This is a genomic window from Pelomonas sp. Root1217 (assembly GCF_001425705.1).
Taxonomy (GTDB): Bacteria; Pseudomonadota; Gammaproteobacteria; order Burkholderiales; family Burkholderiaceae_C; genus Pelomonas.
The window spans coordinates 1-26,655 of record NZ_LMDC01000006.1 but is presented as its reverse complement, the minus strand read 5'-3'; the positions used below and the strand labels follow the sequence as shown (position 1 = coordinate 26,655).

Below are 26,655 nucleotides of genomic sequence, written 5' to 3'. Positions count from 1 at the left end.
ATCTCCAAGGTCGGCATCGCGCTGGGCACGGGCGCGTCGGGCTGGATCCTGCAGTTCACCGGCTTTGACGCCAAGCTGGAGGCCCTGCAGACGCCGCACGCCATCTTCATGATGCGCATCCTGCTGTCCACCATCCCCGTCATCGGCCTGGTGCTGGCGCTGGTGTCGCTGCTGCGTTTTGAGCTGACCGAGAAGCGCATGCTGGAGATCCGCCGCCAGCTCGAGGCGACGCGGGGCCAGGTATGACCCAAAGGCACTTTCTTCATGACGCCTCCAGCCAGCCCACGTCCAGGACCATGCTGGGTTCGACGAACTCGGTTCGCGCTGATCGCGGGCTGCCTGACCTGGGGGCTTCCCTGCCTGGCTGACGCCGACCTGCGCATCGTGGCGCCGACCAACCAGTCGATGCCCATGCTCAGGATGGCCGACAAGCGCGCCGCCGAAGGTCTGCTCAAGGATCTCGGCGAGGTGCTGGCCCAGCGGCTCGGGCTGAACCCCGTCTTCCTGCCGTTTCCCAGCAAGCGCGCGGCGCCAGCCGTCGCCACGGGCGCGGCGGACCTGCTGTGCTATGCCAAGCCAGAATGGCTAGAGGCCGACCTGCTGTGGACGCAGCCTTTTCTGTCGGGCACCGGCATCATCGCGGCCGGCCCGAATGCGCCGCCGGTGTCGCAGCTTCAGGATCTGCGCGACGAGCCCCTGGGCACAGTGCTGGGCTACCGCTACCCGGTGATCGACCAGGCGCTGACCCGACCCATCCCGCGCGAGGACGTCGCCGACGCGGAGACGAATCTGCGCCGGCTGGCGCTGGGCCGGATCCGTTACGCGGTCACGGACCGCGACGCCCTGGCCTACTACCTGAAACGCCATCCGACACCCAGCCTGCGCGAGGTGATCGAGGTCGAGCACTACCAACTTGGCTGCGCGCTGTCGCCGGCCAAGGCCGGGCTCCTGCAGCCGCTTAACCGCGCCATTGACCGCATGCGGGCCGATGGGACGCTGGACAAGCTGCTGAACCGCTATCGTTGAGCGATCCGTGCCCCGGGTATTCACTGGTCTGACCAAATTTCCCTTGTGGCAAAGTGGCATGACCACAAATCACGCCGTCTGAATTTCTCACCGAGATGCCCCTGCTCCAGGCTGACTCCGTCACTTCACCGCTGCTCAGCATGCAAGGCGTCTGCAAGCGCTTCGACAACGTCACGGCGTTGGCCGGCGTCGAGCTTGAAGTGCGCCGTGGCGAAGTGCACGCCATTTGCGGCGAGAACGGCGCCGGCAAGTCGACGCTGATGAAGATCCTCAGCGGCGTCTACACGCCCGATGAGGGCGAGATCCGCATCGACGGCCAGCCCGTTCGCATCGACGGCCTGCATCACGCGCAGCAACTCGGCATCGTCATGATTCACCAGGAGCTGAACTTGGTGCCCCACCTGACCGTGGCCGAGAACATCTGGCTGGGCCGCGAGCCGCGGCGGGGCTGGTTGGTAGACCGGGCCCGCCAGCGCAAAGGCGCGCTCGCCTGCCTGCAGCGGCTTGGCATGGACATCGACCCGGATACCGAGGTTTCGGCCCTGTCGATCGCGCAGCAGCAAATGGTCGAGATCGCCAAGGCACTGTCCATGGATGCGCGGCTGCTGATCATGGACGAACCCACGTCATCGCTCGGCGAGGCGGATGCTTCCCGACTGCTGGCGGTGGTTCAGGAACTCAAGCGCTCCGGCGTGGGCATCGTCTACATCTCGCACCGGCTCGACGAACTGGACCACATCGTCGACCGCGTCACCGTGCTGCGCGACGGCCACTACGTCACCACCCGACACTGGGGCGACACGTCGATCGACGAGATCGTCAGCCTGATGGTGGGCCGCGAGCTGAACCAGCAGTTCCCCCCGGCCACGCGCCAACCCTCCGCCGACGTGCTGCTGCGCGTGCGCGGCCTGCGGCGCGAGGGCGTTTTCGGGCCGCTGGATTTCGAGCTGCGGCGCGGCGAGATCCTCGGCTTTGCCGGCCTGGTCGGCGCCGGCCGGACCGAGGTCGCGCGGGCCATCTTCGGTGCCGATGCTGTCGATGGCGGTGAGATCGAACTGGATGGCCAACGCCTGCAGCTCCGCTCGCCGCGCGATGCCATCGCTGCCGGCATCGCCTACGTCTCCGAAGACCGCAAAGCCCATGGCCTGGCGGTGAAGATGAGCGTGGCCCACAACATCACGCTGGCCAACCTGGGCGAGCTGGCCAGCAGCATGGGCTTCATCGACGCGGCGCGCGAGCGCAGCACGGCCGAGCGCTTCATCAGCCAGCTCGGCATCCGCACCCCGTCGCCGGACCAGATCGCCCGGCTGCTGTCGGGCGGCAATCAGCAGAAGGTGGTGATTGCCAAATGGCTGTTCCGTGAAGCGCGCGTGATCCTGTTCGACGAGCCGACCCGCGGCATCGACGTGGGCGCCAAGTACGCCATCTACGAGCTGATGGACCGGCTCGCGGCCGAAGGCGTGGGCGTCGTGCTGATCAGCTCCGAGCTGCCGGAGATCCTGGGCCTGAGCGACCGCGTGGCGGTGTTCCGGCAAGGCCAGCTCGCCACGCTGCTGAACACCCGCACGTGCAGCCAGCACGACATCATGCACCATGCCTCCGTCGGCTCATCCGAGCCGGCCAAGCCCTCCGTGGCATCCCTTGAACCGACGACATGAACGACCGCCAGAAAGACCTGATCCAAAAATTCGCTGCGCTGGCGGGCCTGCTCATCCTGGTGCTGGTGTTCTCGCTGACGAGCAACGCCTTCTTCTCGGTCGGCAACGCGATGACGGTGTCGCTGCAGGTGAGCACCATCGTCTACCTGGGCATCGGCGCGACCCTGGTCATCCTGACCGGTGGCATCGACCTGTCGGTGGGTTCGGTGCTGGCGTTGTCGGGCGTGGTGGCGGGCATGCTGGTCAAGAACGGCATGCCGGTGCCGCCGGCCATGGCCATCGGCGTCGTCGTCGGCGCGCTGTGCGGTGCCATCAACGGCCTGTGCGTGACCCGGCTGCGCCTGCCGCCTTTCATCGCCACGCTGGGCATGATGCTGGTGGCGCGCGGCGTCGCGCTGCAGCTGACCGACGCGCGGGCCATCTCCGGTCTGGGCGAAGCCTTTGGCGAACTGGGCAACGGCGCGCTGTGGCGCATCGAGAAGATCGACGAACAGGGCTTCCCCGACATCGTCTTCCCCGGCATCCCCTACCCCGTGCTGCTGATGGTCGTGCTGGCCATCGTCGCGGGCATCCTGCTGCGGCGCACGACGCTGGGCCGGCATCTGCACGCCGTCGGTTCCAACGGCGAGGCGGCGCGGCTGTCGGGCGTCAACGTCGGCCGCGTCGCGATGTTCGCCTACGTGGCCTCGGGCGCACTGGCAGGCCTGTGCGGCTGCGTGCTGATGTCCCGCCTCGTCACCGCGCAACCCAACGAGGGTGTCATGTACGAGCTGGATGCCATCGCGGCGGCCGTCATCGGCGGCACCTCGCTGCTCGGTGGCGTCGGCACCATCTCCGGCACGCTCATCGGCGCCTTCGTCATCGGCATCCTGCGCAACGGGCTGAACATGAACGGCGTCTCGTCCTTCACCCAGCAGATCATCATCGGCCTGGTCATCCTCGTCACCGTCTGGATCGACCAACTCCGCAACCGGCGCTGAAGACCGGTTCCATTCCTCAGGAGACATCCCATGCCCCGTCCTTTGATCCACGCGCTCGTGAGTGCCTGCCTGGCGCTGCTCGGCACCGCATCCCAAGCCGGCGAAATCGCCGTCATCGTCAAGACCACCAATTCGACCTATTGGCAGAACGTCAACAAGGGCGCCGAGACCGCGATCAAGGAGATCGCCGGCCACACGCTGACCTTCTCCGGCCCGGCCAGCGAATCTGCCATTGCCGACCAGGTCAACCTCGTCGAGAACGCCATCAATCGCAAGGTCGCCGGCATCGTGCTCGGCCCGTCGGACCCCGATGCACTGGTGCCGGTCATCAAGAAGGCCTGGGAAGCGCGCATCCCCGTCGTATTGATCGACTCGCACGTGTCCGAGGCCGGCAAGCCCTACTACCAGTCCTTTCTGACGACCGACAACCGCGCCGCCGGTGAGCTCTGCGCCAAACAGTTGATCGACAAGATCGGCACCACCGGCAAGGTGGCCGTCATGTCCTTCGTGGCCGGGGCGGGCTCCGAGGTCGGCCGCGTCGGCGCCTTCACGAGCTATCTGAAGGCCCACTCCAAGCTCGAGATCGTCGGGCCCTTCTATTCGCAGTCGCAGATGGCCACGGCCATGAACCAGACCACGGACGTGCTGGCCGCGCACCGCGACTTGAAGGCCATCTTCGGCGCCAACGAGCCCACCGCCGTCGGCATGGGGCGCGCGCTGGTGCAGAGCGGCCGCGCGGGCAAGCTGGTTGCCATCGGCTTTGACGGCAACCAGGACCTGCAGAAGTTCGTCCAGGACGGCACGCTCGCGGGCATCGCGGTGCAGAGCTCCTTCCAGATGGGCTATCTGGGCGTCAAGACCATCTCCGACGTCTTGCAGAAGAAGCCCGTGCCCAAGTTCCGCGACACCGGCGTCGTGTGGGTCAACAAGGCCAACCTGCAGTCGCCCGAGGCCAAGGCCGTCCTGTACTGAAGTCGATCCGCGACGAACTGCAATGCCGCGCTTGAACCCCCTTCCCAGCCAATTTCTTCCCGGCGCCGGCCTGCAGCTGACGACGCTGGGGCTGGGCGCCGCGGCCCTGGCCGGCCTTTACGAGGCCGTGGATGACGCTGCGGCCATCGCGACACTGCAGGCCGCTTGGAGCGCCGGCGTGCGCTATTTCGACACGGCCCCCTTCTACGGCTACACGCGCAGCGAGCACCGCGTCGGCGAGTTCCTGTCGCGCCAGCCGCGGGACAGCTTCGTGCTGTCCACCAAGGTCGGGCGCCTCATGCATCCCGATCCAAAGGTGGCCGCCGGCAGCGACGGCTGGGCCAATCCCCTGCCCTTCCGTCCGGTGTACGACTACAGCTACAGCGGCGTGCTGCGCTCTTTCGAGGACAGCCTGCAGCGATTGGGACTGGCGCGCATCGACATGCTGCTCGTCCACGACATCGGCCGCTTGACTCACGGCGACCAGCACGACCTCCATTGGCACGCGCTGACCACCGGTGGTTTCCGGGCGCTGGAGGAGCTGCGCAGCCAGGGCGTCGTGCGGGCCATCGGCCTGGGCGTGAACGAATGGGAAGTGGCGCAGGACGCCATCGCTGTTGCACCACTGGACTGCGTGCTGCTCGCCGGCCGCTATACGCTGCTGGAACAGGGCAGCCTGGCCTTCCTGGACCAATGCGCTACGGCGGGCGTGCGCGTCGTCATTGGCGGCCCCTTCAATTCGGGGCTGTTGGCCGGGCAGGCCAAGTACAACTATGGCGGCGTGCCACCGCAGGTGATGCGCCAGGCCCAGGCACTGGACGGGACTTGCGCCGAGTTCGGCGTGCCGCTGCAGGCCGCGGCGCTGCAGTTTCCGCTGGCGCATCCGGCCGTGGTCAGCGTGCTGGCAGGCATGCGCTCGCCCGAGCAGGTCGCGGCCAACGCCGCCTGGCTGGAGCGCCCCATCCCGCGTGAGCTCTGGCATCGGCTGCGTGGCCGTGGCCTCATCGCCAGCAATGCGCCCCTGCCCGAGGGCGGGCTCCAGGACGACTGATGAAGGTCGACTCACATCAGCACTTCTGGCGCCTGGCCGATCGCGAGGGCCAGTGGCCGCCCGCCTCGCTGCAGGCCATCCACCGCGACTTCGGCCCCGAGGACCTCGCACCCCACTTGCAGGCCGCCGGCATTGACGCCACCGTGCTCGTGCAGTCCTTGCCGAGCATCGAAGACACGCGCTGGATGCTGTCGCTGGCCGAGCGCACGCCCTGGGTGCGCGGCGTCGTCGGCTGGGTGGACTTCAAGGCTGCTGACGCGGCCGAGCAGATCGAAGCGCTGGCCCGCCACCCGTTGCTCAAGGGCCTGCGTCCGATGCTGCAGGACCTTCCTGAAGACGACTGGATCGCCGACCCGGCCTGCACCCCGGCCGCCGAGGCCATGCAGCGCCATGGCCTGGTGTTCGATGCGCTGGTGCTGCCGCGCCAGTTGCCGGCGCTGTGCCGTTTCGCCGCACGCCACCCGCGGTTGAACCTCGTCATCGACCACGCCGCCAAACCCCTGATCGCGCGCGGCGAGCTCGAGCCCTGGCGCAACGACATCGCCGCATTGGCCGCCCTCCCCCAGGTGCATTGCAAGCTCTCGGGCCTGCTGACCGAAGCGGGTGAACGCCGCGATGCGGCGGCCCTGCACCCATACGCCCAGGCGCTCTGGGCGCTGTTCGGCCCGCGCCGCCTGCTGTGGGGCAGCGACTGGCCCGTGCTGCGTCTGGCCGCCGACTACGCCGACTGGTGGCAGCTCGCCCACCAGTTGGCCCGCCAATTCCATCCGGTTCCCCAGCCTGACGACCTGCGGGCGCTTTTCGGGGGCAATGCCGCTCGCCTCTACCGCCTCGCCTTCACCACCTAGAACCATGTTGACTGTTTCCTGCGAATCCCCGGGCGTTCTCGTCGCTCACCAACGCCCTCGCCCCGAGCGCGGCCCTGCCGAGGTGTTGCTGCGTGTGAAGCGCGTGGGCGTGTGCGGCACCGACCTGCACATCTTCACCGGCCACCAGCCCTACCTCAGCTACCCGCGCGTCATGGGGCACGAGCTGTCGGGCATCGTGGAGGAAGCCGACGCCGACAGCGGCCTGGCGCCGGGCGACGCGGTCTACGTGATGCCCTACCTGTCCTGCGGCCACTGCATCGCCTGCCGCCAGGGCAAGACCAACTGCTGCGTGCGCATCCAGGTGCTGGGTGTGCACCGCGACGGCGCCTTCGCCGAATATGTCAGCGTGCCGCAGCGCTTCGTCGGCAAGGCTGATGGCATCACGCTGGACCAGGCCGCGATGGTGGAGTTCCTGGCCATCGGCGCGCACGCGGTGCGCCGGGGCGAAGTTGCGGCCGGCCAGCGCGTGCTGGTGGTGGGCGCAGGTCCCATCGGCGTCGGTGCGATGCTGTTCGCCCGCCTGCGCGGCGCCATCGTCACCGCCCTCGACAGCCGCCAGGACCGCCTCGATTTCGCGCTGCGCCATGCCGGCGCCACTGCGGCCGTGGCCGTGGGTGACGGCGACGAGGAGCAACTGTCGCGCCTCACCGAGGGTGAGTTCTTCGACGTGGTGTTCGACGCCACCGGCAACCCAGGAGCCATGGAGCGCGGCTTTCGCTTCATCGCCCATGGCGGGCGCTATGTGCTGGTGTCCATCGTGCAGGGCGACATCCGCTTCTCCGACCCGGAGTTCCACAAGCGCGAGGCGACGCTGCTCAGCAGCCGCAATGCCACGACCGAAGACTTCGAGACCGTCATGAAGGCGATGCGTGAGGGCCTGGTGCCCGACGTGGCGCTGGCCACCCACCGACTGACGCTGGCCGATGTGCCCGCCGGCTTCCCCCGCCTGCTGGACCCTGCCGAGGGCGTCATCAAAGCCATCGTCGAATGCTGAGCATGAAGCCCCTCGTCCAAGGAGTACCTTGGCCGGTCCCCCGCGGGGACGGCGATGCTTGCCGGTTCGACCGGCAAGCACATCGCCCTGGCGGGCCGGCTTGGGAGCGGCCCGGCGCTCGGCCCGCAATGCCTGAATTCGAAACCGCTCGGCACCCATGAGCTCAGGCCAGCCCATCCTGCAGTTCGGCACCAGCCGCTTCCTGCAGGCCCATGTAGACCTTTTCGTCAGCGAAGCTGCCGAGCGCGGCAAGGCGCTGGGCGGCATCACGGTGGTACAGAGCACCGGCAACCCGGCCAGCACGATGCGCACCCGCGCCATGGCGCGTGCCGAAGGCTTCGACGTCATCGTGCGCGGCCTGGCTCAAGGCCAGCCCGTGGAGGAACGCAGAACCTGTCGCTCGGTGCGCGAAGCCTTCCATGCCGCGACGGACTGGCCCGCCGTGCGGGCGCGGATGCGCGGGCCAGTGCAGGTGATCGTTTCCAACACCGGCGACGGCGGTTGGGCCTTGAACCCGGCTGACGGCGCTGTCCTGCTGTCCGGCGACGCCGCGGCGCCCTCGTCCTTCCCCGCCAAGCTGCTCGTGCTGCTGCACGACCGCTGGCAGGCGCAGCCCGACGCCGAGCTGACGCTGCTGCCCTGCGAGCTGGTGTCGCGCAACGGCGATGCGCTGCGCGACCTCGTCGTGGCGCTGGCCCGCCAATGGCAGTGCACGCCGGCCTTCGTCGACTGGCTGCAGGCCCGGCCGGTCTGGGCCAATTCGCTGGTGGATCGCATCGTGTCCGAGGCCCTGGAGCCGGTCGGCGCCGTGGCCGAGCCCTATGCACTGTGGGCCGTCGAGGCGCAGCCGCGGCTGCAGCTGCCTTGTCGGCATCCCGACGTCGTCCTCACCGACGATCTCGCGCGCTTCGAACGGCTCAAACTCTACTTGCTCAACCTGGGCCACACACTGCTCGCCGAGCAATGGCAGAAGGGCCGCCTTGCAGCGGACATGACAGTGCTGCAGGCCATGCAGGACCCGGCGCTGCGTGAGCCGCTCGAAGCCGCCTGGCAGCAGGAGGTGCTGCCGGTGTTCGACGCGCTGGGCCAGGGCGATCAGGCGCGGGACTACCTGGTTGCCCTGCGCGAACGACTGTTGAATCCCTTTCTGGCCCACCGACTGGCCGACATCGCGCAGAACCACGAACAGAAGAAGGCGCGGCGCCTGCAGCCTGTCGTCGAGCTGGCGCGGCAGTACCTGCCGGCCCTGGCGCAGCCCCGCTTGACGGCGGCGCTGGCCACCCACTGAAAAGGAACACGCAATGCAACGCATGGGCATGGTGATCGGCATCGAGCCGGACCGTATCGCCGAATACAAGCGCCTGCACGCGGCCGTCTGGCCCGCGGTGCTGGCGCGCCTGGCCGCCTCCAACATCCGCAACTACAGCATCTTCCTGCGCGAGCCGGAGAACCTGCTGTTCGGCTGCTGGGAGTACCACGGCAGCGACTACGAGGCCGACATGGCGGCCATTGCCGCCGACGCTGAAACCCGCCGCTGGTGGACCTTCTGCAGCCCCTGCCAGCGTCCGCTGGAAAGCCGCGCGCCCGGCGAGCACTGGGCCTCCATGGAGTGTGTCTTCCATGTCGACTGACGAAGCGCCGCCGCTGATCCTGCTGCATGCCAGCGACAACGTCGCCGTGGCGCGCGTGGCGTTGGCCGAAAACGCAGAAATCGCCGCACCGGGTGGTGCTGCCCTGCGTGTTCGCGCCGCCATCGACGCGGGCCACAAGATCGCGTTGCGCGCCATCGCGCCCGGCGAGGTGGTGCTGAAGTACGGCCAGCCCATCGGCGTGGCCAGCACCGCCGTCCAGGCCGGCGACCATGTGCATGTGCACAACGTCGACATGGCCAGGGAGTCGCCACCGCAGGCGGCCCGCCGCTCGCCCGCGACGCCGCTGGCCGCTGGCGATGCGGTCAGTTTCGAGGGTTTCGTGCGCAACGACGGCCGTGTCGGCACGCGCAACTACATCGGCGTGCTGTCCAGCGTCAATTGCTCGGCGACCGTCTGCAAGGCCATCGCCCAGGCTTTCAGTGGAGAAGCAATGGCTGCCTTCCCGGGCGTGGACGGCGTGGTCGCCATCACGCATGGCAGCGGCTGCGGCATGAGCGCCGAAGGTGAAGGTCTCGATCTGTTGCGTCGCACGCTGCGCGGCTACGCGACCCACCCCAACTTTGCCGGCGTGGTGCTGATCGGCCTGGGCTGCGAAGTGAATCAGGTCGACCCGCTGGTGCAGGGCCTGCCTGCTGCGGCGCGCGAACGCATCCACGTGCTGACGATCCAGCAGGCCGGCGGCACCCGCGAAGCCGTCGAGCAGGGCAAGCAGCTCGTCCGTGAACTGGCCGCGCAGGCAAGCACGGCACGGCGCAGCACCGTGGCGCTGTCCCATCTCGTCATCGGCCTGCAATGTGGTGGCTCGGACGGCTACTCCGGCATCAGCGCCAACCCGGCGCTGGGCGCCGCGGTAGACCTGCTGGTGCGCCACGGCGGCACGGCCATCCTGTCGGAGACACCGGAGATCTACGGTGCTGAACACCTGCTCACCGCCCGCGCGGCATCACCCGAAGTCGCCGAGCGCCTGCTGGCCCGCATCCGGTGGTGGGAGACGTATGCCGCGCTGCACGGCGCACAGCTGAACAACAACCCGTCGCCCGGCAACAAGGCAGGCGGCATCACCACCATCCTCGAAAAGTCGCTTGGCGCCGTGGCCAAGGGCGGCAGCAGCACGCTCAATGATGTGGTCGAGTACGCGCAGCCCGTTCAGGCCCACGGCCTGGTGTTCATGGACACGCCGGGCTACGACCCGGTGTCAGCCACGGGCCAGGTGGCCGGTGGGGCCAACCTGATCTGCTTCACCACGGGGCGTGGCTCGACCTATGGCTGCAAGCCCACGCCTTCGCTGAAGCTCGCAACCAACAGCCGCCTGTTCGAGCGCATGCCTCTGGACATGGACTTCAATGCCGGCGGCATCGTCGAGGGCTCCCAAACGGTGGCCGAGGCGGGCGAGGCGCTGTTCCGGCTGATCGTGGAGACGGCGTCGGGGCGTCTCACGCTCAGCGAGCAGCATGGCCTGGGAGACAACGAGTTCGTGCCCTGGCAGCTGGGCGCCGTCATGTGAGGCGCGGCGCCGGCGCCGCCCTAGACAGCGACGGCGCGCCGCGCACCCGCTTCGGACGGTTCACCAATCCAGCGACCGTGCGAGGCCAGCAGATGGCTGCACATGGCCGCTGCTGCGGCCTGTGGGTTGCGCGCCTCCAGCGCCTGCAGAATGGCTTCGTGCTCGGCCATCGCCGTCTGCCAGGTGTGAGTTGACTCGGCACGCCCGCTCATGCGCGAGGAGATCGCGCTGTGGCGGCCGTCGAACAGCGTTCCCACCATGCCGACCAGCACCGAATTGCCGCACATTTCGGCAATGCTCACGTGAAAGCGCCGGTCCGCCTCGACGGGCTTGCGGTCATGGGCGTGGTCTTCGCGCATCGCTTCCAACGCGTCCTCGATGCGCCTCAGCCCGGCCTTGGTGACCCGAGCCGCAGCCAGCGTGATGACCGCACTTTCGAGCACGACGCGCGCTTGCATGAGCTCGGCGGGGCTCTCGCCCAACGCGGGTGTCGCCGCATTGCCGCGCTCGGTGGCGGCGCACAGGTACACGCCCGAGCCCCCGCGGATCTCGACGCGGCCGTCAATCTCCAGCGCGATCAGCGCCTCGCGCAGCGATGGCCGGGACACGCCCAGCTGCAGCGCCAGGTCACGCTCCGCCGGCAGGCGTGCTCCGTCGGCGATGCCTTCGGTCTCGATCAACGCGCGAATCCGGTCCGCGACCAGCTGATATTGGCGGCGCGCGTCGCCGCCGCCGCGAGGTTGACTGGTCATGGCTCACTTGAATCAAAAATTGGACTGACCAAATGCTATCGCGCGCCGCGCGCAAGATTCGGCTTCGCAAGGAAAACCCTGGCGAAATCGCTCAAGAATCTGACTATTTGAGGCGCCATGCGGGCGCGAGGCTCGTCGTTGCCTCAGTCGGCGACAGCCGCCCCGGCGGGCGGATCGGAAGGTTCGCCGATCCATCGGCCGTGCGACGCCAGCAGATGGCTGCCCATCGCCGCAGCTGCAGCTTGCGGGTTGCGCGCCTCCAGCGCATGGAGGATGGCTTGATGCTCCGCCAGCGCCACGTGCCAGGCATGGGTGGGCTCGAAGCGCCCGCTCATGCGCGAGGAGATCGGGCTGTGACGGCCATCGAACAGCGTTCCCACCATGCCGACGAGCACCGCATTGCCGCACATCTCGGCAATGCCCAAGTGAAAGCGCCGGTCCGCCTCGACCGGCTTGCGGCCGACGGCATGGTCTTCACGCATCGCCTGCAAGGCCTCCTCGATGCGCTGCAAGCCGGCCGGCGTGACCCGGGCCGCCGCCAGCGTGACGATCGCGCTTTCGAGGACGACCCGCGCCTGCATGAGTTCGCCCGGGCTGTCACCCAAGGCCGAGGTCGCCACATCGCCCTGGTCCTGGCCGGCACAGACATACACACCCGAGCCGCCACGGATCTCGACGCGACCGTCGATCTCCAGCGCAATGAGTGCCTCGCGCAACGATGGCCGTGACACACCGAGCTGCAAGGCGAGGTCACGCTCCGCCGGCAGCCGCGACCCGGGCTCTCGGCTTTCCGTCTCGATCAAGGCTCGGATGCGGTCCGCGACCAACTGGTACTGGCGGCGCGTGTCGCTACCGCGAGGGTGTTGAGCCATGTTTCCCTGAATGTGGCGATTGGACTGACCACATGCTAACGCCTCAAATTGCAAAACTTGGGCTTCATGTCACGAAAAGCCCAATGAATAGTCGTTATGGCGGGATCAATTCGGGTATTTGCTGGTCTGACCAACGAGTCTCCATGGCAAAGTGGCAATACCAAAGTGGTTTTACCGAACGCCGCTGAACCGATCTGAAATGACAACGCTGCCAATTGGCCCGGCAGGCCAAAAGAGCCCAAGAGACAAAGTGAACCAGTCCCGCCGAACCGCCATTTCCCCGGCCGCCGTACAGATCACTTCCGTCCTGCAGCGGCATGGCAAATGCGCAAACCTCGCCAGCACCCGACGCTGCCGCTTCGTCGCGAACCCGCGCATGCTCAGGGTCAAGATGGGGCGCTACACATGAGCGGCGTTCACAATTCATTCCTCGGCGCGCTGCTCGCCACGGCGGCCTCGGGCGCCCTGGCGCAGGCCGCGCCCGACATCACCCTGCTGCCGGCGCCATCGGCCGCCTGGCGCACCGTCGTCGGCCACTGGGAGAACCAGGTCGAGCTGACAGGCGACGGCGTCGTCGTCCCGGCGCCGACCGCCGACTACGCACGAGCCAGCACGCTGGCCGCGAGCGCACTGATGAACGGCGGCAAACGCGAGGCCCTGCTGCTGGACTGGAAGGACCTCTGGCAGGCCACGCTGCGCATCGAAAGCCGCGAGCCGCTGGACCTGCGTCCCTACCTGGGCGGCACGCTGGAGTTCGACCTCGATGTGGCCGAACTCGGCAAGGGCGGTGTGCGTGCCAAGCTCAGTTGCGGTGATGGCTGCGAGCGCGGCGTCAACCTCATCGAGCCGGCGCGCAGCTGGGCCGGCAAGGGCTGGCAGCACGTCACCGTGGCCATGAGCTGCTTTGCGCGTGAGGGCGCCGACTTCTCCAAGGTCAGGCTGCCGTTCGCCATCGACGCGACCGGCACGGGCCGGGTCAGCGTCGCCAACGTGCGCATCACGCGCACGGCCAAGGCCGGGCTGGCCTGCCCCGATTACCGCACCGAGTCCGTCACGCCGGCCATGCTCAACGAGTCCTGGGCCGTCGATTGGTGGCAGCCGCGCCACGAACAGAAGCTGCAGGAGAAGGCCCGGCTGATCGCCGCGGGCACGCCGCCCGAAGTCGTCTTCATCGGCGACTCCATCACCCAAGGTTGGGAGAAGGACGGCAGCGAGGTCTGGCAGCGCCACTACGCGCCGCTGCACGCACTGGCCCTGGGCTTCGGCGGCGACCGCACCGAGAACGTGCTGTGGCGGCTGCAGCACGGCGAGGTCGACGGCATCGCGCCCAAGGCGGCCGTGCTGATGATCGGCACCAACAACACCGGCCACCGCGCCGAGGCGCCGGAGCGAACGGCCGCCGGCATCAAGCGCCTGCTCGACGAGCTGCGCCAGCGCCTACCCAAAACCCAGGTGCTGCTGCTGGCCATCTTCCCGCGCGGCGACAAGCCCGACGACTTCCTGCGCGGCATCAACCAGCGCGTCAACAAGCTCCTCGAAGGCCTGGCCGACGGCCGCAGTGTTCACTTCCTGGACATCAATGCCGCGCTGCTCAACGCCGACGGCACGCTCGGCAAGGACGTCATGCCCGACCTGCTGCATCCCAACGCCAAGGGCTACGACATCTGGCAGCGAGCCATGGCGCCGACGCTGCAGAAGCTGCTGAGGGCGACGCCATGATGCCGGGCGGCGGCCAGCCGCGTCGCGCATGGGCGCACGGCCAATTCGCGTCCAAGGCATGAACACGCCGGCCACGCTGCCCCTGGCCCCGCGGCATCCGGCCGTGGTGGCAGCCTTCGGCAGCGCCGGCACGGCCCGCGCCACCCAGTCCTGGGGCCGCGGCATCGACGGCCAGCGGCTGGCGGACCTGGGCGACGGGAGTTTTCGCAACCCTGTCGTGGCCGGCGACCATCCCAACCCCGCCGTCCTGAAGGACGGCTCCGACTACTACATGGCCTTCTCGTCGCGGCAGTCCTGTCCAGGCGCCGCGATCTGGCATTCGCGCGACCTGGTGAACTGGGTGCCCATCGCTGCGGCGCTGAACCAGCCGCTCGGTACGGGCTCGCCGACGGACCTTGTCCGGCACAACGGCCGCTACTTCCTCTACCTCCCCTTGCTGCGGCACCGGGGGATTGGCATCCACGTCCTGCACGCCGACGACATCCGCGGGCCGTGGAGCGATCCCGTCGATCTCGGGCTGGATGGGTGCCTGGACCCGGCCCATGTCGTGGGCGAGGACGGCAGGCGCCATCTCTTCGTCAATGGCGACCGGCGCGTCCACCTCACGGACGACGGGCTGGCCACGGTCGGTGGACTTGTCCATGCCGAGACGGCTCGCAGCGGCACACCCGCGGCGGCCACTGGCGCCAGGCTGCTGCGCCGGGGTGACTTCTTCTACCGGCTCCAGGCACAGAGCACCAATGCGCTCGACGGCCATCTGGTCAAGGTGGCGCGCGCGCCTTCCATTGCCGGGCCCTGGGAGGACAGCCCGTTCAGCCTGATCGACAGCGCAGCGGACGGACCGTGGCGCACCAGCGGCCCCGCCAGCCTGGTGGACGGCCCGGCGGGCGACTGGTGGATGCTGTGCCACGGCCAGGAGAGCGGCTATCGCACCCTTGGGCGGCAAGTGCTGCTGGCGCCTGTCGAATGGACGCGCGACGGCTGGCCTCGCAGCAATGGCGACCCGCTCGACCGGGCCCAGCGCAAGCCGCGCGGTGGATCGGTGGTGGCAGCGGATTTCTCGCTCAGCGACGACTTCACAAGTGACCGCCTCGGCCTGCAGTGGAGCTTCCAGGACGCAACGCCCGAGGACCTGCAGCGCGCCCGCTACGACGGCGCCGGCCTGACGCTGCGCGGCAAGGGCACGGGGCTGTCCGACTGCTCGCCACTGACCTGCCTCGCGGGCGACCGCAGCTACATCGCCGAGATCGAATTCGAGCTTGAAGGTGCGGCCCAGGGCGGTTTGGCGCTTTTCCACGACGCGCGTGGCTTCGTCGGTGTGGGCATCGGCGATGGCCATATGTACACCTACAGCTATGGCCAGCGCCACGGCTGGATGCGGCAGGCGGTGCAGGGACGGCATCACCGCCTGCGCGTGACGAACCGCCGCCACCTGCTGACCTTCGAGCATGCGATCGGCGACGGTCCCTGGACCTGCAACCCGTGGCTCACGGAAGTTTCGGCCCTGCACCAGACCGCCGTCGACAGCCTTGCAAGCCTGCGGCCGGCACTGTTCGCCGCTGGCGATGGCGAGGTGCGCCTGCGCCATTTCAGCTACAACGGCATCAGGCCCGAGCCCTGAGATCCCTCCAAAGCCCGAGCGTGACGGAGACATTCGCGCCGAGCAAATCCGCAAGAGAAAGGTTGATCCATGAAGTCCAAGTTATTGAAGGGCCGGTGCCTGTTGTCAGCGCTGCCAGCGCTGGCTCAAGCCAGGGGCTGCGACAGCAGCATGGCTGACACCGGCGCGCCGCAAGTGCCTGACCTGGTCAAGGCCCTCGTCGACGCTACAAAGTAGACGTCCCGCCGGCGACGAGGCCGGCATCGCGAAACGGGCATGGCGTGCTTCGGCACGCCATGCCCATCTCCACATTCAGCATCACCATGTCCGCACATCTCCCGACCCGCCGCTCCTTCCTCCAGGCCGCCACCGCTGCCGCCAGCGTCACCGGCCTGCCCGCTGCGCAAGCCGCGCCCGCCCCGTTCAAGCCCACCTGGGATTCCCTCGTCGACGGCTACCGCACGCCGGACTGGTTCCGCGACGCGAAGTTCGGCATCTGGGCGCACTGGAGCGCGCAATGCGTGCCCGAGATGGGCGACTGGTATGCCCGCAACATGTACCTCCAGGGCAACTGGCAGTACGACCACCACCTGAAGACCTACGGCCACCCGACCAAGGTCGGCTTCATGGAGATGCAGAACCGCTGGAAGGCCGAGGCCTGGGAGCCCGAGGCGCTGATGGACCTCTACGCCAAGGCCGGCGCCAAGTACTTCGTCGCGCTGGCCAACCACCATGACAACTTCGACGCCTACGACAGCAAGTACCACGGCTGGAACTCCGTGCGCGTCGGCCCCAAGCGCGACCTCGTCGGCGAATGGGCCAAGGTGGCGCGCGCCAAGGGCCTGCGCTTTGGCGTCAGCAACCATTCGGCGCATGCCTGGCACTGGCAGCAGGCGGCCTATGGCTACGACCCCGAAGGCCCGCTGGCCGGCCAGCGCTACGACGCCTACCGCCTGACCAAGGCCGATGGCAAGGGCACCTGGTGGGAAGGCCTGGACCCGCAGGACCTCTACACCGGCCGCAACATGGTCATGCCCGACGGCATCAACACCCTCCGCACGGCCAACGAATGGCACGAGCAGAACGACCGCGTCTGGGACGAGAAGGCGCCGCCGCACAACCCGGCGTTCACCCGCCAGTGGTTTCTGCGCTGCCGCGACCTCATCGACAGCTACCGGCCCGACCTCGTCTATTTCGATAACTCCGGCCTGCCGCTGGGCCAGGCCGGGCTGGACATCGCGGCGCACTACTACAACGCCAGCATGGCCTGGCACGGCGGCAAGCTGGAGGCCGTCGTCAATGCCAAGATGCTGCCGCCCGAGCGGCGTGCCGGCGTCGTCGAGGACGTCGAGCGCGGCCAGCGCGAAGGCATCGAGCCGCTGCCCTGGCAGACCGACACCTGCATCGGCGACTGGCACTACAACCGCGGCGTCTTCAACAACCACAGCTACAAGTCGGCCGCCAGCGTCATTCACAACCTGTGCGACATCGTCTCCAAGAACGGCAACCTGCTGCTGTCCATCCCCGTTCGCGGCGACGGCAGCATCGATACCGACGAGCGCCGCTTCCTCGAGCAGATGGCCGAGTGGATGGGGCGCAACGGCGAAGCCATCCACGGCACACGGCCCTGGCGCAGCTTCGGCGAAGGCCCGACCCGCGTGGGCGGCGGCATGTTCAGCGAAGGCAAGGCGAAATTCGGCGCCGACGACATCCGCTTCACTACCAAGGGCGGCGCCCTCTACGCCATCGCACTGGGCTGGCCCCAGGGCGGCCTGCTGCGCATCCAGGCGCTGGCGCAGGACTCGGCGCTGGCGCCCGGTGCCATCGAGCGCGTCGAGGTGCTGGGGTCGCCGGACAGCCTGGCCTTCACGCGCAGCCGCAAGGGGTTGGAGGTGAAGCTGCCCGAGGGCCTCGCCGGCACGCCGGCCGTGGCGCTGAAGATCCGCGGCGCAGGCCTGGCATGAAGCTGAACCTGCTCATCGCGACGGCTGTTCACTGACAGATCCATGAAATCAATTCTTTCCACGCTTGTGCTGTCTCTCGGGCTGGCCGGTGCGTTTGCCGCTTGCGCCGCCGACGCCACCGGCATGCGCGAACTGACCAGCCTGCAGCTCTCCCGCGAGATGTCGCCCGGCCTGAACCTGGGCAACACGCTCGAGGCCGTGCCGAGCGAAACCGCCTGGGGCAACCCGCCCGCCAACCAGGTGGTGATGAACGCTTTCAAGGCGGCCGGCTTCAACACCGTGCGCATCCCCGTGGCCTGGAACCAGTACGCCGACGCCGACGGCAACATCAGCCCGGCCTGGATGGCCCGCGTCACGCAGGTGGTGGACTACGCCCGCAAGGCCGGCCTGTACGTGCTGATCAACACCCACTGGGACGGCGGCTGGGCGGATCACCCCACCTACGCCAAGCAGGCCGAGGTCAACGCCAGATTGACGAAGTTCTGGACCCAGATCGCCAAAAATTTCCAGGGCTATGACGACCACCTGCTGTTCGCGGGCACGAACGAAGTGCACATCGAGAAGGAATACGGCCGGCCCACGCCCGAGAACTGCACGGTGCAGAACAGCTTCAACCAGACCTTCGTCAACGCCGTGCGCGCCACCGGCGGCAACAACGCCAGGCGCCACCTCATCGTTCAGTCCTACAACACGAGTCATATCGATGCGCTGGGGTGCAACGCCAAGCTGCCCGCCGACACCGTGCCGGCGCGCCTGATGATGGAAGTGCACTACTACGACCCCTTCCCCTTCACCATCGACGACAAGAGCAAGATCTGGCAGTGGGGCAAGATCGCCACCGACCCCGCGGCCACCGTGACCTGGGCCAACGAGCCCCAGGTCGATGCCGCCTTCCAGGCGCTGAAGGCCGCTTTCATCGACAAGGGCGTGCCGGTGGTGCTGGGCGAATACGCCACCGTCGTGAAGCGCGCCTACCCCGGCATGGACCGCTATCGCAAGTACTGGAACGAGTACATCACCGGCTCGGCCGTGCGCCACGGCATGGTGCCGGTCTACTGGGACACCGGCGGCCTGTTCGACCGCAAGACGGGCGCGCGCAAGGACGCCGTCATCGAACTCATCGTCAACGCCGCCAACACCGCCGACACCGCCAAGAAGCCATGAACAAACTCTCCTCCTTCTTCACCTGGCTGCTCGCGCTGACGCTGTGTGCGGGGTCTGCCGCAGCCAATGACAACCCGCGCCAGCGCACCCGCATCGACGATGGCTGGCGCTTCGCGCTCGGCCACGCGCATGACCCGGCGCAGGACTTCGACCACAGCACGCGGGCCTTCTTCTTCGCCAAGGCCGGCTTTGGCGACGGCCCTGCGTCGGCCGAATTCGACGACCGGCCGTGGCGTCGCGTCGACTTGCCGCACGACTGGGCGGTGGAATTGCCCTTCGACGCACGCGGCAGCACGACGCACGGCTCCAAGGCCATCGGCAGGGCTTTTCCGGAGAACAGCGTCGGCTGGTATCGGCGCGAGCTGAACGTCCCCTCGACAGCGAAGGGCAAGCGCATCGCGCTGGAGTTCGACGGCGTCTTCCGCGACAGCGTGGTCTGGGTCAACGGCCACTATCTGCGCCACGAGGCCAGCGGCTACTCGAGCTTTCGCGTCGACATCAGCGACTACCTGCACTACGGCGGCCGCAACGTCGTCGCCGTGCGCGTGGATGCCACCACGCAGGAAGGCTGGTGGTACGAAGGCGCAGGCATCTACCGCCATGTCTGGTTGACCCAGACCGAGCCACTGCACGTGGACCACTGGGGCACTTTCGTGCGCGCCACGGTGAACGGCAACCGCGCCGACGTGGCCGTTGACGTGACGGTGCGCAACGACGGCAAGGCCGCCGAATCCTTCAGCCTGGAACACGAGCTGCGTGACCCCGAGGGCCGCGTCGTCGCACGGGGCGGCGTGCCCGCCCGGCGCGTGGCGGCCGACGCCACCGCCGAGGCCAGCGCCACGCTGCGCGTGACCGCACCGAAGCTGTGGTCGCTTGAAGCGCCGCAGCGCTACACGCTGACAACGCAGGTGAAGCGCGGCGGGCAGTTGGTCGACAAGTACGACACGCCGTTCGGCATCCGCACGCTGCGCTTCGACGCGAACCAGGGCTTCTTCCTGAACGGCCAGCACGTCAAGCTGCACGGCACCAACAACCACCAGGACCATGCCGGCATCGGCGTCGCGCTGCCGGATGCCATGCACGACTCGCGGCTGAAGATGCTCAAGGACATGGGTGTGAACGCCATCCGCTCGGCGCACCACCCGGCCACGCCCGAGCTGCTGGACGCCTGCGACCGCCTCGGCATCCTCGTCATCGACGAGCACCGCATGATGGGCACCGCGCCGCAGATTCGCGACGAGATGGAACGCATGGTGCGGCGTGACCGCAACCATCCGTCGGTCATCCTGTGGTCCGTCGGCAACGAGGAATGGGCGATCGAGAACAGCGAGATCGGCACCCGCCTGGCGCGCGAGATGCAAACCATCGTCAATCGCATGGACCCGACACGCCCCGCCACGCTGGCCGCCTCCAGTTCCGGCGGGACCGAGGGCACGGCGGCGGGCTCGCAGGTGCTGGGCTTCAACTACAAGGCGCAGCACGACATCGACGCGATGCACAAGCGCTTCCCCGAGCGCGCGTCCGTCGTCACCGAGGAAGGCCTGACCTATGCCACGCGCGGCATCTATGCCGACGATCCGGCGCGGGTGCACGTCGCCGCCTATGACAAGCGCTCCGGCGGCGCGTCGACGGCGTCCATCGAGGAGGCCTGGCGCTTCAACGCCGAGCGCCCCTTCATGGCCGGCATGTTCGTCTGGACGGGTTTCGACTACCGCGGCGAGACCACGCCCTACGGCTGGCCCGCCGTCTCCTCGCAGTTCGGCATGATGGACACGACCGGCGCGCTCAAGGACAGCGGCTACTACCTGAAGGCCGCGTGGACGTCTGAGCCGATGGTGCATGTGCTGCCCCACTGGAACTGGCCCGGCCGCGAAGGCCAGCCCATCGATGTGCGCGTCTACGCCAACACCGACGAGGTGGAACTGCTGCTGAACGGCAACTCGCTCGGCCGCAAGCCGCTGGCGCGCTACACCCACCTGCAGTGGAGCGTGCCCTACGCGCCGGGCAGTCTGGTGGCGCGTGGCTACACGGCTGGCAAGCTCGTGGTGACCGAGACCGTGGCCACCACGGGCAACGGCAGCGCCGTGCGGCTGACAGCCGACCGCGCGCGCATTCGCGCCGATGGCGACGACGTGGCGGTGGTGCGTGTCAGCGTCGTTGACCGTGAAGGCCGCGTCGTGCCAACCGCCAGCCAGCGTCTCAGTTTCGAGGTTTCAGGCCCCGCGCGGTTGATCGGCATGGGCAACGGCGACCCGGGTTCTCACGAGGCCGACAAGCCGGCCGAGTTCCATCGCTACGCCGCGCTCGGCCACTGGCGCCTGCAAGGCGTGGCACGTTCGGAAGACGCCCCGGCATTGCTGGCCGGTGCCGGCGAGGCCAAAGGGCGTGACCCCTTCGCCTGGGTGCCCGCCGACGCGCAACCGGCCGACAGCGCCTGGAACGTGGTGCATGCCAGCTTTGCACGCCCGGCAACGGCAGGACGCGCATCACTCTTCATGGGCGACATCGCACCCGGCGTCAAGGTCTACGTGAACGGCCGCGCGGTGACGCCGCGGCCCGAGGAAGGCATGGGCGTGATCGACCTCGACCCGGCGCAGTTGAACGACAGCAACACGCTCAGCCTGGTCTTCGCCACGCCGGCTGGTGGCACGCGCAAGCTCTTCGACGACGCACAAGGCGGCCGTCGCTGGGCCACGCTGCGCACCACGACCGCCGCCGGGCCGTGGCAGCGCAGCGTATTCAACGGCCAGGCACAGGTGATCCTGCAATCCACCGGCAGCCCGGGGCGCGCCACGCTGCGCGCCCGCGGCGACGGCCTGGACCTGGGCAGCCTGACGCTCGACGCCTTCTGAGCCGCGCCACCCGCGATCCCACCGCCCTCTGGAACCGGCGACCAAACTCAATGAGCCCCTCGTGAGCCAGAGCTTCAATCGCATCCTCATCGTGGGTTGGGGTCCCGCCAGCGAGCCGGTTGCCCGGCTCCCCTTGCATGTGGCCTGCCTTGGCCAGGTGTTGGCCAGGGGCGGTGCATGACCGGCGCCCTGCCCCGTGCGCAGCGGCTGGACCTCCTCGACGCGCTGCGCGGCTCCGCGCTGCTCGGCATCCTGCTGCTGCATGCCGTGGAGCATTGGGACTTCGGTGCGTCACCCGAGGGCTACCCGGCCTGGCTGACAGCGCTGGACGGCCATGCCAAGCACTGGGCCTTCCTGCTGTTCGGTGGCAAGGCCTACGCCATCTTTGCGCTGATGTTCGGCATCAGCTTCCACATCACGCTGCAGAGCTGGCAGGCGAAGGCCGACCACCCCTCGGTGCGTTTCCTGTGGCGGTTGGTGCTGCTGGGCGCGATCGGCTATGTGCACGGCCTGCTGTTCTGCGGCGACATCCTGGCCGTCATCGCCGTGCTCGGCCTGCCACTCGTGCTGCTGAACCGACTGGGCACGCGCGCACTCCTTGCCGTGGCGGTGTTGCTGTTGCTGCAGTTACCGCAATGGCCGGAAGTGGTGCGCGTGTTGAGCGACGCGGCCTACCAGCCTGGCTACCCTCGCCACTGGGGGCTGTATGGGCAGACCGAGCCGGTGTACGCCCACGGCAACTTCGCCGACGTGCTGGCCATCAACACCTGGACCGGCCAGGCCGCCAAGTGGTGGTGGGTGCTGGAGACCTGGCGCTGGCCGCAGATGCTGGGCCTGTTCGTCTGCGGGCTGCAGGTGGGCCGCAGTGGCGTGCTGCACGAACCGGCACGGCTGCGGCGCCTGGCCTGGCGAGCGTTGGCAGCCGGCATTGCCGGCTCGTTGCTGATGTGGCTCGTCGGGCAAGGCGTCGACACGCTGGGCTTGCAGGGCTTGCGCCACATGGCCGTTGCCAACCTGGTCAAGATGCTGGGCAACCTGGCGCAGATGGCCGTCTGGGCCGGCGGTTTCGTGCTGCTCTACGGCTGGGCGCGGACCGGCCGCCTGCTGGCTTTGCTGGCGCCCTACGGCCGCATGAGCCTCACCGGCTACGTCACGCAGGCAGTGATCGGCGTGCCCTTCTTCTACGGCTTTGGCCTGGCCATGTACCGCCACGTCGGCCCCTTCATGGCGCTGGGCTTCGGTATCGGCGTGTTCGTCCTGCAACTGGCCTTCGCGCGCTGGTGGCTGGCGCGCTACGCCTACGGTCCGCTGGAATGGTTGTGGCGGGCTGCGACGCTGAGGACCTTGCAATTGCCGTTGCGGCGCACGTCGATGGGCCTCGCCGGGAACTGAACCTCCGATCAATGCAAAACATCAAGAAACCGGGGATAACGCTCATGAAACCGACCAAAGGCCTGGACGGCCGCGCCTTTGGCTGGCCATGCTTGCCCTGCTGTGTTGTTCGCATGTGTTCGATTTCCTCGTCATCGTGAAATAGACCTCCCGGACCCATACCACCCTATCTGAATTGCTGAAGTAGAAGACCATGAACCCGATACCACCCGAGCCCGACAAGCCCACGACCGAAATCGGAAAGCAGCAGCAATGGCGACGTGGGGTCAACGGCTATGCACTGACCATTGCAGTGATCGTCCATCTCATCCTGCTGGCGGCGGTGCTGATGTGGCGCACTCGCGTGCCCCCTCCGGAGAAGCCCCGCATCACGGACGTGAGCATCGTTGAGCTCAAGACCCCGCCAAAGCCTCCCGAGCCCCCGCCACCCGCCCCAAAGATGCCCGATCTGCCGCCCCCAAGCATGCCGCCCATGCCCGAACTCCCGGTGATCGAGGTGCCCAAGGTCGCGCCTGCGCCGTCACCCGTTCAGCCCGCGATGGCGGCCCCGCCCCTGCCCCCGCCTCCGGCCGTGACCGCCCCGGTGACCACCGCGGCCGCCCCGGCCGCCAGCGCGGCGCCGGTCAAGCTGTTTGAAGAATGCGCGGATGCACCGGATCGGCAGATGGTGGCCGAGGTCTACCGCCTGCGCCGTGATACCAAGTCCGTGACAGAGATGCGCCGAAGCAAGCCCATCAAGACCGTCTGCCTGGCTCAGCTGGACGTCACACCGCGTGACTTCCGCGACGGCTTCCCAGGCCTGGACATGAACGAATGGTTCGGGCTGGACATCCGCTTCACCGTCAATATGCCGCAGGACCTCACCATGGACCTCATGCTGCTGTCTGACGATGGGGCCATCCTGACCGTGGATGACGTGGAGGTGATCAACAACGACGGCATCCATGCGGCGTATCCGCTGATGGAAACCGTGAAGCTGGCCAAGGGCCTGCGCAATTTCCGTGTGCGCTACTTCCAGGGGCCGGGTTTTGGCCTCGCGCTGATCCTGGGTTGGAAGAAACCTGAGGGGAAGGACTATCAGTACATCCCGCGCCGGCTGCTCGGGCGCCCGGCGGGCGCAGCCGCAGCCGCGTCGGCTCCGCAGTAGGCCCGGCGACAGCCGACGATCCCAGGGAGTACATAAGTTGGAGAAGACACAGAAGGATCAGGCCAGCCACCGAACGCGCAATGCGGTGGGCGCCGCGGTGCTGCTGCTTGCCGGCGGTGCCGCTGCCTGGCTGTACGGTCACAAGCCAGCCAGCGAAACGCCGGTTGCCGTGCAGGCTTCGGCGCCCGCAATGCCCGCAATGCCCGCAACGCTTGTAACACCCGCAACACCAGCCGAAGTGGCCAGCGCGGCGGCCGTCGCGGTTCAGTCAGGACCCGCGCCTGCCGCGAGTACACCCGTGCTGCCCGGTCGCACCAACGTCGCAGCACTGCCCGAAGGCGAATCACCGACCGAGTCCCTGCGCAAGGTACAACTGGGCCTGAATGGCGGGACTGCCGAAGATGCGCTGAAAGCGGCCAAGACGCTGCAGCAATGCGCGACCGCGGCCAAGGCCCCGGAAGCCCTCTTCGCCGTCCGCGATCAACCGGACCTGTTGTCAGCCAATGTCAAGAAAGCGATCAAGGACATGGGCGGCGAGGAAGGCGTGAGCAACGAGCAGATCGCCCATGCCCAGCGCGAGCAGCGGCGTTGCCAGGTCTTCGACGCCGCCACGCTCGCGAGCAGCGACGAGCTGTTGCAGAAGGCCTATGACGGCAAGGCCGCAGGAGCGGCGATGGCCTATCTGCAAGCGCTGCAGGCTCCCGACGCCAAGGGCAAGGCGGACCCGGCGCTGATTGCCAAGCTGCAAGCCGATGTGCGCCAGGCTGCCCAGGCGGGCGACCCTGACACGTTGACGGCGCTTGCCATGGCATCCGGCGATGCGGCGCTCGGCATGGGCATCACGCCGACACAGCGCAACGGCTACAGGAATGCCTATGTCCAGATCCAGGAAGAGCGCATGCCGGGCATGGGAAAGACGATGGGGAAAATCGTCGATGCCATCTCACAGATGATCCCGTCGGCGCCCCTCACTGCCACGCAGCAACGCGAGGCCGACGCGCTGACCAAGCAGGTGGTCGACGCCTGGCGACGCGGGCGCAAGAGCTGATCAATTCGCACACGAGCACTCCAAATGCAACACACCAAGACCCTGGCCACCATCGCCCTGTTGGCACTCGCCACCGCCGCCTCGGCGCAAGGCGTCGAGACCGTCACGCCTGATCGGGCGCGCGCCAACTTTGGCCGCCCGATCACCCTCGCCGCCGACGACGTGCGCGCCTTCCCCGCGCCGCCCGCCGGCTTCGCCGATCCGCGCCCCGGCGTGGCGCCGGGACGCATCGAGGAACTGAGCTACGCCTCCGGCGTCACCGGCACGCGGCGCATGGCCGTCGTCTACCTGCCGCCCGGCTACTCGGCTCAAAAGCGCTACCCCGTGCTCTACCTGCTGCACGGCATCGGCGGCAACCAGCACGAATGGCAGGGCTATGTGCGGGCCAACACCGTCCTGGACAACCTGATCGCCGATGGCAAGGCGCTGCCGATGATCGTCGTCATGCCCAACGGCCGCGCGCTGCCCGATGACAATTCGCCGCCCGCGGACCGCGTGTTCACGGCGGAGAACGCGGCCGGGTTCGCCAAGTTCGAGCGCGACCTGATCGAGTTCCTGATCCCGGCGGTCGACGCCAAGTACCCCACGCTGGCAGACCGCCAGCACCGCGCGCTGGCCGGCCTGTCGATGGGCGGCGGCCAGTCGCTGAACTTCGGCCTGGCCCACCTCGACACCTTTGCGTCGGTGGGCGGGTTCTCCTCGGCGCCCAATACCAAGCCGGCCGCCGAACTGCTGCCCGACCCTGCCGCCGCGCGGCGCCAGCTCGCGCTGCTCTACCTGTCCTGCGGCAACAAGGACGGCCTGATCAACGTCTCGCAGACCGTGCACCGCGCGCTGAAGGAGCGCGGCATCCCGCACCTGTGGAACGTGGACGAGTCCGGCCACGACCGCGAGAGCTGGGCCGAGAACCTCTTCCACTTCTCGCAGCGGCTGTTCCGCTGAGCAGGACTCCGATCTACATGCGCAGACTCGCATTCGCCGCGCTGCTCGGCGCGCTCATGCTGTCGGGCGGCGCTTCAGCCGCCTCCACCGCGCCCGAAGCGCCGGCCGTCAAGCCGCGCCTCATCGTCCTCACCGACATCGAGAACGAGCCCGACGATACCCAGTCACTGGTGCGGCTGCTGCTCTACGCCAACAACATCGAGCTGCGCGGCCTCGTGGCCACGACCTCGGTGCACATGAAGCAGGGCGTGCATCCCGAGTCGATCAAACGGGTGATCCAGCGCTACGCCCAGGTGCTGCCCCGGCTGCGCCAGCATGACCGCGCCTATCCCGATGCCGCGCAGCTGCTGGCCCGCGTCGTGACGGGGCAGCTCGGGTACGGCCTGCAGGCCATCGGTGATGGCCGTGACAGCCCCGGCTCCGAGCTGCTGCTGCGTGAGCTCGAACGCCCCGATCCGCGCCCGCTCTGCGCCCGCTGCGACGATAAGGTTGGCGGT

Annotated in this window: 24 protein-coding genes; 22 read left to right on the top strand and 2 right to left on the bottom strand. The window is 68.2% G+C overall.

Annotation, left to right across the window (positions count from 1 at the left end):
- From ASC95_RS08490 to ASC95_RS08440, 11 genes are all read left to right on the top strand, one after another.
- Window positions 1-246: MFS transporter (locus ASC95_RS08490; protein ID WP_200960106.1), on the top strand; the 246-nt coding region annotated here is incomplete at its 5' end.
- A gap of 18 nt (window positions 247-264) precedes the next feature.
- Entirely contained in the window at window positions 265-1,026 is a 762-nt protein-coding gene (locus ASC95_RS08485; protein ID WP_082567621.1) for a transporter substrate-binding domain-containing protein, read from the top strand.
- A 95-nt stretch (window positions 1,027-1,121) separates the two neighbouring features.
- Window positions 1,122-2,684: a sugar ABC transporter ATP-binding protein gene (locus ASC95_RS08480; protein WP_057297325.1), complete on the top strand. Its 1,563-nt coding sequence runs from the start codon at window positions 1,122-1,124 to the stop codon at window positions 2,682-2,684.
- On the top strand, window positions 2,681-3,664 hold the full coding sequence (locus ASC95_RS08475; protein WP_057297324.1) for an ABC transporter permease: 984 nt from the start codon (window positions 2,681-2,683) through the stop codon (window positions 3,662-3,664). The genes ASC95_RS08480 and ASC95_RS08475 overlap by 4 nt, the downstream gene beginning before the upstream one ends.
- A gap of 30 nt (window positions 3,665-3,694) precedes the next feature.
- A complete protein-coding gene (locus tag ASC95_RS08470) occupies window positions 3,695-4,636 on the top strand; it encodes an ABC transporter substrate-binding protein (protein WP_057297323.1) in 942 nt (313 codons plus the stop codon).
- A 31-nt stretch (window positions 4,637-4,667) separates the two neighbouring features.
- Window positions 4,668-5,687, top strand: coding sequence for an aldo/keto reductase (locus ASC95_RS08465; protein ID WP_057297329.1), 1,020 nt, complete (start codon window positions 4,668-4,670; stop codon window positions 5,685-5,687).
- Window positions 5,687-6,535 (top strand): amidohydrolase, encoded by an 849-nt coding sequence (locus ASC95_RS08460; RefSeq protein ID WP_057297322.1) that lies wholly within the window; start codon window positions 5,687-5,689, stop codon window positions 6,533-6,535. Before ASC95_RS08465 ends, ASC95_RS08460 begins: the two co-directional genes overlap by 1 nt.
- 4 nt (window positions 6,536-6,539) lie before the next feature.
- Window positions 6,540-7,550: a zinc-binding alcohol dehydrogenase family protein gene (locus tag ASC95_RS08455; RefSeq protein WP_057297321.1), complete on the top strand. Its 1,011-nt coding sequence runs from the start codon at window positions 6,540-6,542 to the stop codon at window positions 7,548-7,550.
- Window positions 7,551-7,707: 157 nt separating this feature from the next.
- Window positions 7,708-8,838: a D-mannonate oxidoreductase gene (locus ASC95_RS08450; protein WP_057297320.1), complete on the top strand. Its 1,131-nt coding sequence runs from the start codon at window positions 7,708-7,710 to the stop codon at window positions 8,836-8,838.
- A 13-nt stretch (window positions 8,839-8,851) separates the two neighbouring features.
- Window positions 8,852-9,181 (top strand): L-rhamnose mutarotase, encoded by a 330-nt coding sequence (locus ASC95_RS08445; protein WP_057297319.1) that lies wholly within the window; start codon window positions 8,852-8,854, stop codon window positions 9,179-9,181.
- On the top strand, window positions 9,171-10,706 hold the full coding sequence (locus ASC95_RS08440) for a UxaA family hydrolase (protein WP_057297318.1): 1,536 nt from the start codon (window positions 9,171-9,173) through the stop codon (window positions 10,704-10,706). Before ASC95_RS08445 ends, ASC95_RS08440 begins: the two co-directional genes overlap by 11 nt.
- 20 nt (window positions 10,707-10,726) lie before the next feature.
- Here the strand turns inward: ASC95_RS08440 and ASC95_RS08435 are convergent, their stop codons facing one another.
- Both ASC95_RS08435 and ASC95_RS08430 read right to left on the bottom strand, forming a co-directional pair.
- On the bottom strand, window positions 10,727-11,458 hold the full coding sequence (locus tag ASC95_RS08435; RefSeq protein WP_057297317.1) for a FadR/GntR family transcriptional regulator: 732 nt from the start codon (window positions 11,456-11,458) through the stop codon (window positions 10,727-10,729).
- 143 nt (window positions 11,459-11,601) lie between these two features.
- Complete coding sequence (locus ASC95_RS08430; RefSeq protein ID WP_057297316.1) at window positions 11,602-12,330, bottom strand: FadR/GntR family transcriptional regulator; 729 nt, start codon at window positions 12,328-12,330, stop codon at window positions 11,602-11,604.
- 405 nt (window positions 12,331-12,735) lie between these two features.
- On the opposite strand from ASC95_RS08430, the gene ASC95_RS08425 reads away from it, so the two are divergent.
- The 11 genes from ASC95_RS08425 to ASC95_RS08380 all read left to right on the top strand — a co-directional run.
- Entirely contained in the window at window positions 12,736-14,049 is a 1,314-nt protein-coding gene (locus ASC95_RS08425) for a GDSL-type esterase/lipase family protein (RefSeq protein ID WP_057297315.1), read from the top strand.
- 58 nt (window positions 14,050-14,107) lie between these two features.
- Entirely contained in the window at window positions 14,108-15,670 is a 1,563-nt protein-coding gene (locus ASC95_RS08420) for a family 43 glycosylhydrolase (RefSeq protein ID WP_057297314.1), read from the top strand.
- Window positions 15,671-15,739: 69 nt separating this feature from the next.
- Window positions 15,740-15,886, top strand: a complete 147-nt coding sequence (locus ASC95_RS30440; protein ID WP_157256023.1) for a hypothetical protein — start codon at window positions 15,740-15,742, stop codon at window positions 15,884-15,886.
- Window positions 15,887-15,972: 86 nt separating this feature from the next.
- Window positions 15,973-17,613: an alpha-L-fucosidase gene (locus ASC95_RS08415; protein ID WP_057297328.1), complete on the top strand. Its 1,641-nt coding sequence runs from the start codon at window positions 15,973-15,975 to the stop codon at window positions 17,611-17,613.
- A 42-nt stretch (window positions 17,614-17,655) separates the two neighbouring features.
- A complete protein-coding gene (locus tag ASC95_RS08410) occupies window positions 17,656-18,777 on the top strand; it encodes a glycoside hydrolase family 5 protein (protein WP_082567620.1) in 1,122 nt (373 codons plus the stop codon).
- The gene (gene galA / locus ASC95_RS08405) at window positions 18,774-21,629 is read left to right on the top strand and encodes a beta-galactosidase GalA (protein ID WP_082567619.1); all 2,856 of its coding nucleotides are present in this window, start codon (window positions 18,774-18,776) and stop codon (window positions 21,627-21,629) included. Before ASC95_RS08410 ends, galA begins: the two co-directional genes overlap by 4 nt.
- 177 nt (window positions 21,630-21,806) lie before the next feature.
- Window positions 21,807-23,021 (top strand): DUF418 domain-containing protein, encoded by a 1,215-nt coding sequence (locus ASC95_RS08400; protein WP_057297312.1) that lies wholly within the window; start codon window positions 21,807-21,809, stop codon window positions 23,019-23,021.
- Window positions 23,022-23,214: 193 nt separating this feature from the next.
- Complete coding sequence (locus tag ASC95_RS08395) at window positions 23,215-24,168, top strand: PA14 domain-containing protein (RefSeq protein ID WP_057297311.1); 954 nt, start codon at window positions 23,215-23,217, stop codon at window positions 24,166-24,168.
- Between the two features lie 37 nt (window positions 24,169-24,205).
- Entirely contained in the window at window positions 24,206-25,216 is a 1,011-nt protein-coding gene (locus ASC95_RS08390) for a hypothetical protein (protein WP_057297310.1), read from the top strand.
- 24 nt (window positions 25,217-25,240) lie between these two features.
- Window positions 25,241-26,158: an esterase family protein gene (locus ASC95_RS08385; RefSeq protein WP_057297309.1), complete on the top strand. Its 918-nt coding sequence runs from the start codon at window positions 25,241-25,243 to the stop codon at window positions 26,156-26,158.
- A gap of 17 nt (window positions 26,159-26,175) precedes the next feature.
- On the top strand, window positions 26,176-26,655 hold a 480-nt coding region (locus ASC95_RS08380), incomplete at its 3' end, for a DUF1593 domain-containing protein (RefSeq protein WP_157256021.1).

Coding starts and splice junctions, on each gene's coding strand:
- ASC95_RS08435 (WP_057297317.1), bottom strand. CDS start 11,458: ATGACCAGTCAACCTCGCGGCGGCGGCGACGCGCGCCGCCAATATCAG.
- ASC95_RS08485 (WP_082567621.1), top strand. CDS start 265: ATGACGCCTCCAGCCAGCCCACGTCCAGGACCATGCTGGGTTCGACGA.
- ASC95_RS08480 (WP_057297325.1), top strand. CDS start 1,122: ATGCCCCTGCTCCAGGCTGACTCCGTCACTTCACCGCTGCTCAGCATG.
- ASC95_RS08415 (WP_057297328.1), top strand. CDS start 15,973: ATGTCCGCACATCTCCCGACCCGCCGCTCCTTCCTCCAGGCCGCCACC.
- ASC95_RS08475 (WP_057297324.1), top strand. CDS start 2,681: ATGAACGACCGCCAGAAAGACCTGATCCAAAAATTCGCTGCGCTGGCG.
- ASC95_RS08440 (WP_057297318.1), top strand. CDS start 9,171: ATGTCGACTGACGAAGCGCCGCCGCTGATCCTGCTGCATGCCAGCGAC.
- ASC95_RS30440 (WP_157256023.1), top strand. CDS start 15,740: ATGAAGTCCAAGTTATTGAAGGGCCGGTGCCTGTTGTCAGCGCTGCCA.
- ASC95_RS08450 (WP_057297320.1), top strand. CDS start 7,708: ATGAGCTCAGGCCAGCCCATCCTGCAGTTCGGCACCAGCCGCTTCCTG.
- ASC95_RS08430 (WP_057297316.1), bottom strand. CDS start 12,330: ATGGCTCAACACCCTCGCGGTAGCGACACGCGCCGCCAGTACCAGTTG.
- galA (WP_082567619.1), top strand. CDS start 18,774: ATGAACAAACTCTCCTCCTTCTTCACCTGGCTGCTCGCGCTGACGCTG.
- ASC95_RS08425 (WP_057297315.1), top strand. CDS start 12,736: ATGAGCGGCGTTCACAATTCATTCCTCGGCGCGCTGCTCGCCACGGCG.
- ASC95_RS08420 (WP_057297314.1), top strand. CDS start 14,108: ATGAACACGCCGGCCACGCTGCCCCTGGCCCCGCGGCATCCGGCCGTG.
- ASC95_RS08445 (WP_057297319.1), top strand. CDS start 8,852: ATGCAACGCATGGGCATGGTGATCGGCATCGAGCCGGACCGTATCGCC.
- ASC95_RS08470 (WP_057297323.1), top strand. CDS start 3,695: ATGCCCCGTCCTTTGATCCACGCGCTCGTGAGTGCCTGCCTGGCGCTG.
- ASC95_RS08395 (WP_057297311.1), top strand. CDS start 23,215: ATGAACCCGATACCACCCGAGCCCGACAAGCCCACGACCGAAATCGGA.
- ASC95_RS08400 (WP_057297312.1), top strand. CDS start 21,807: ATGACCGGCGCCCTGCCCCGTGCGCAGCGGCTGGACCTCCTCGACGCG.
- ASC95_RS08385 (WP_057297309.1), top strand. CDS start 25,241: ATGCAACACACCAAGACCCTGGCCACCATCGCCCTGTTGGCACTCGCC.
- ASC95_RS08460 (WP_057297322.1), top strand. CDS start 5,687: ATGAAGGTCGACTCACATCAGCACTTCTGGCGCCTGGCCGATCGCGAG.
- ASC95_RS08455 (WP_057297321.1), top strand. CDS start 6,540: ATGTTGACTGTTTCCTGCGAATCCCCGGGCGTTCTCGTCGCTCACCAA.
- ASC95_RS08410 (WP_082567620.1), top strand. CDS start 17,656: ATGAAATCAATTCTTTCCACGCTTGTGCTGTCTCTCGGGCTGGCCGGT.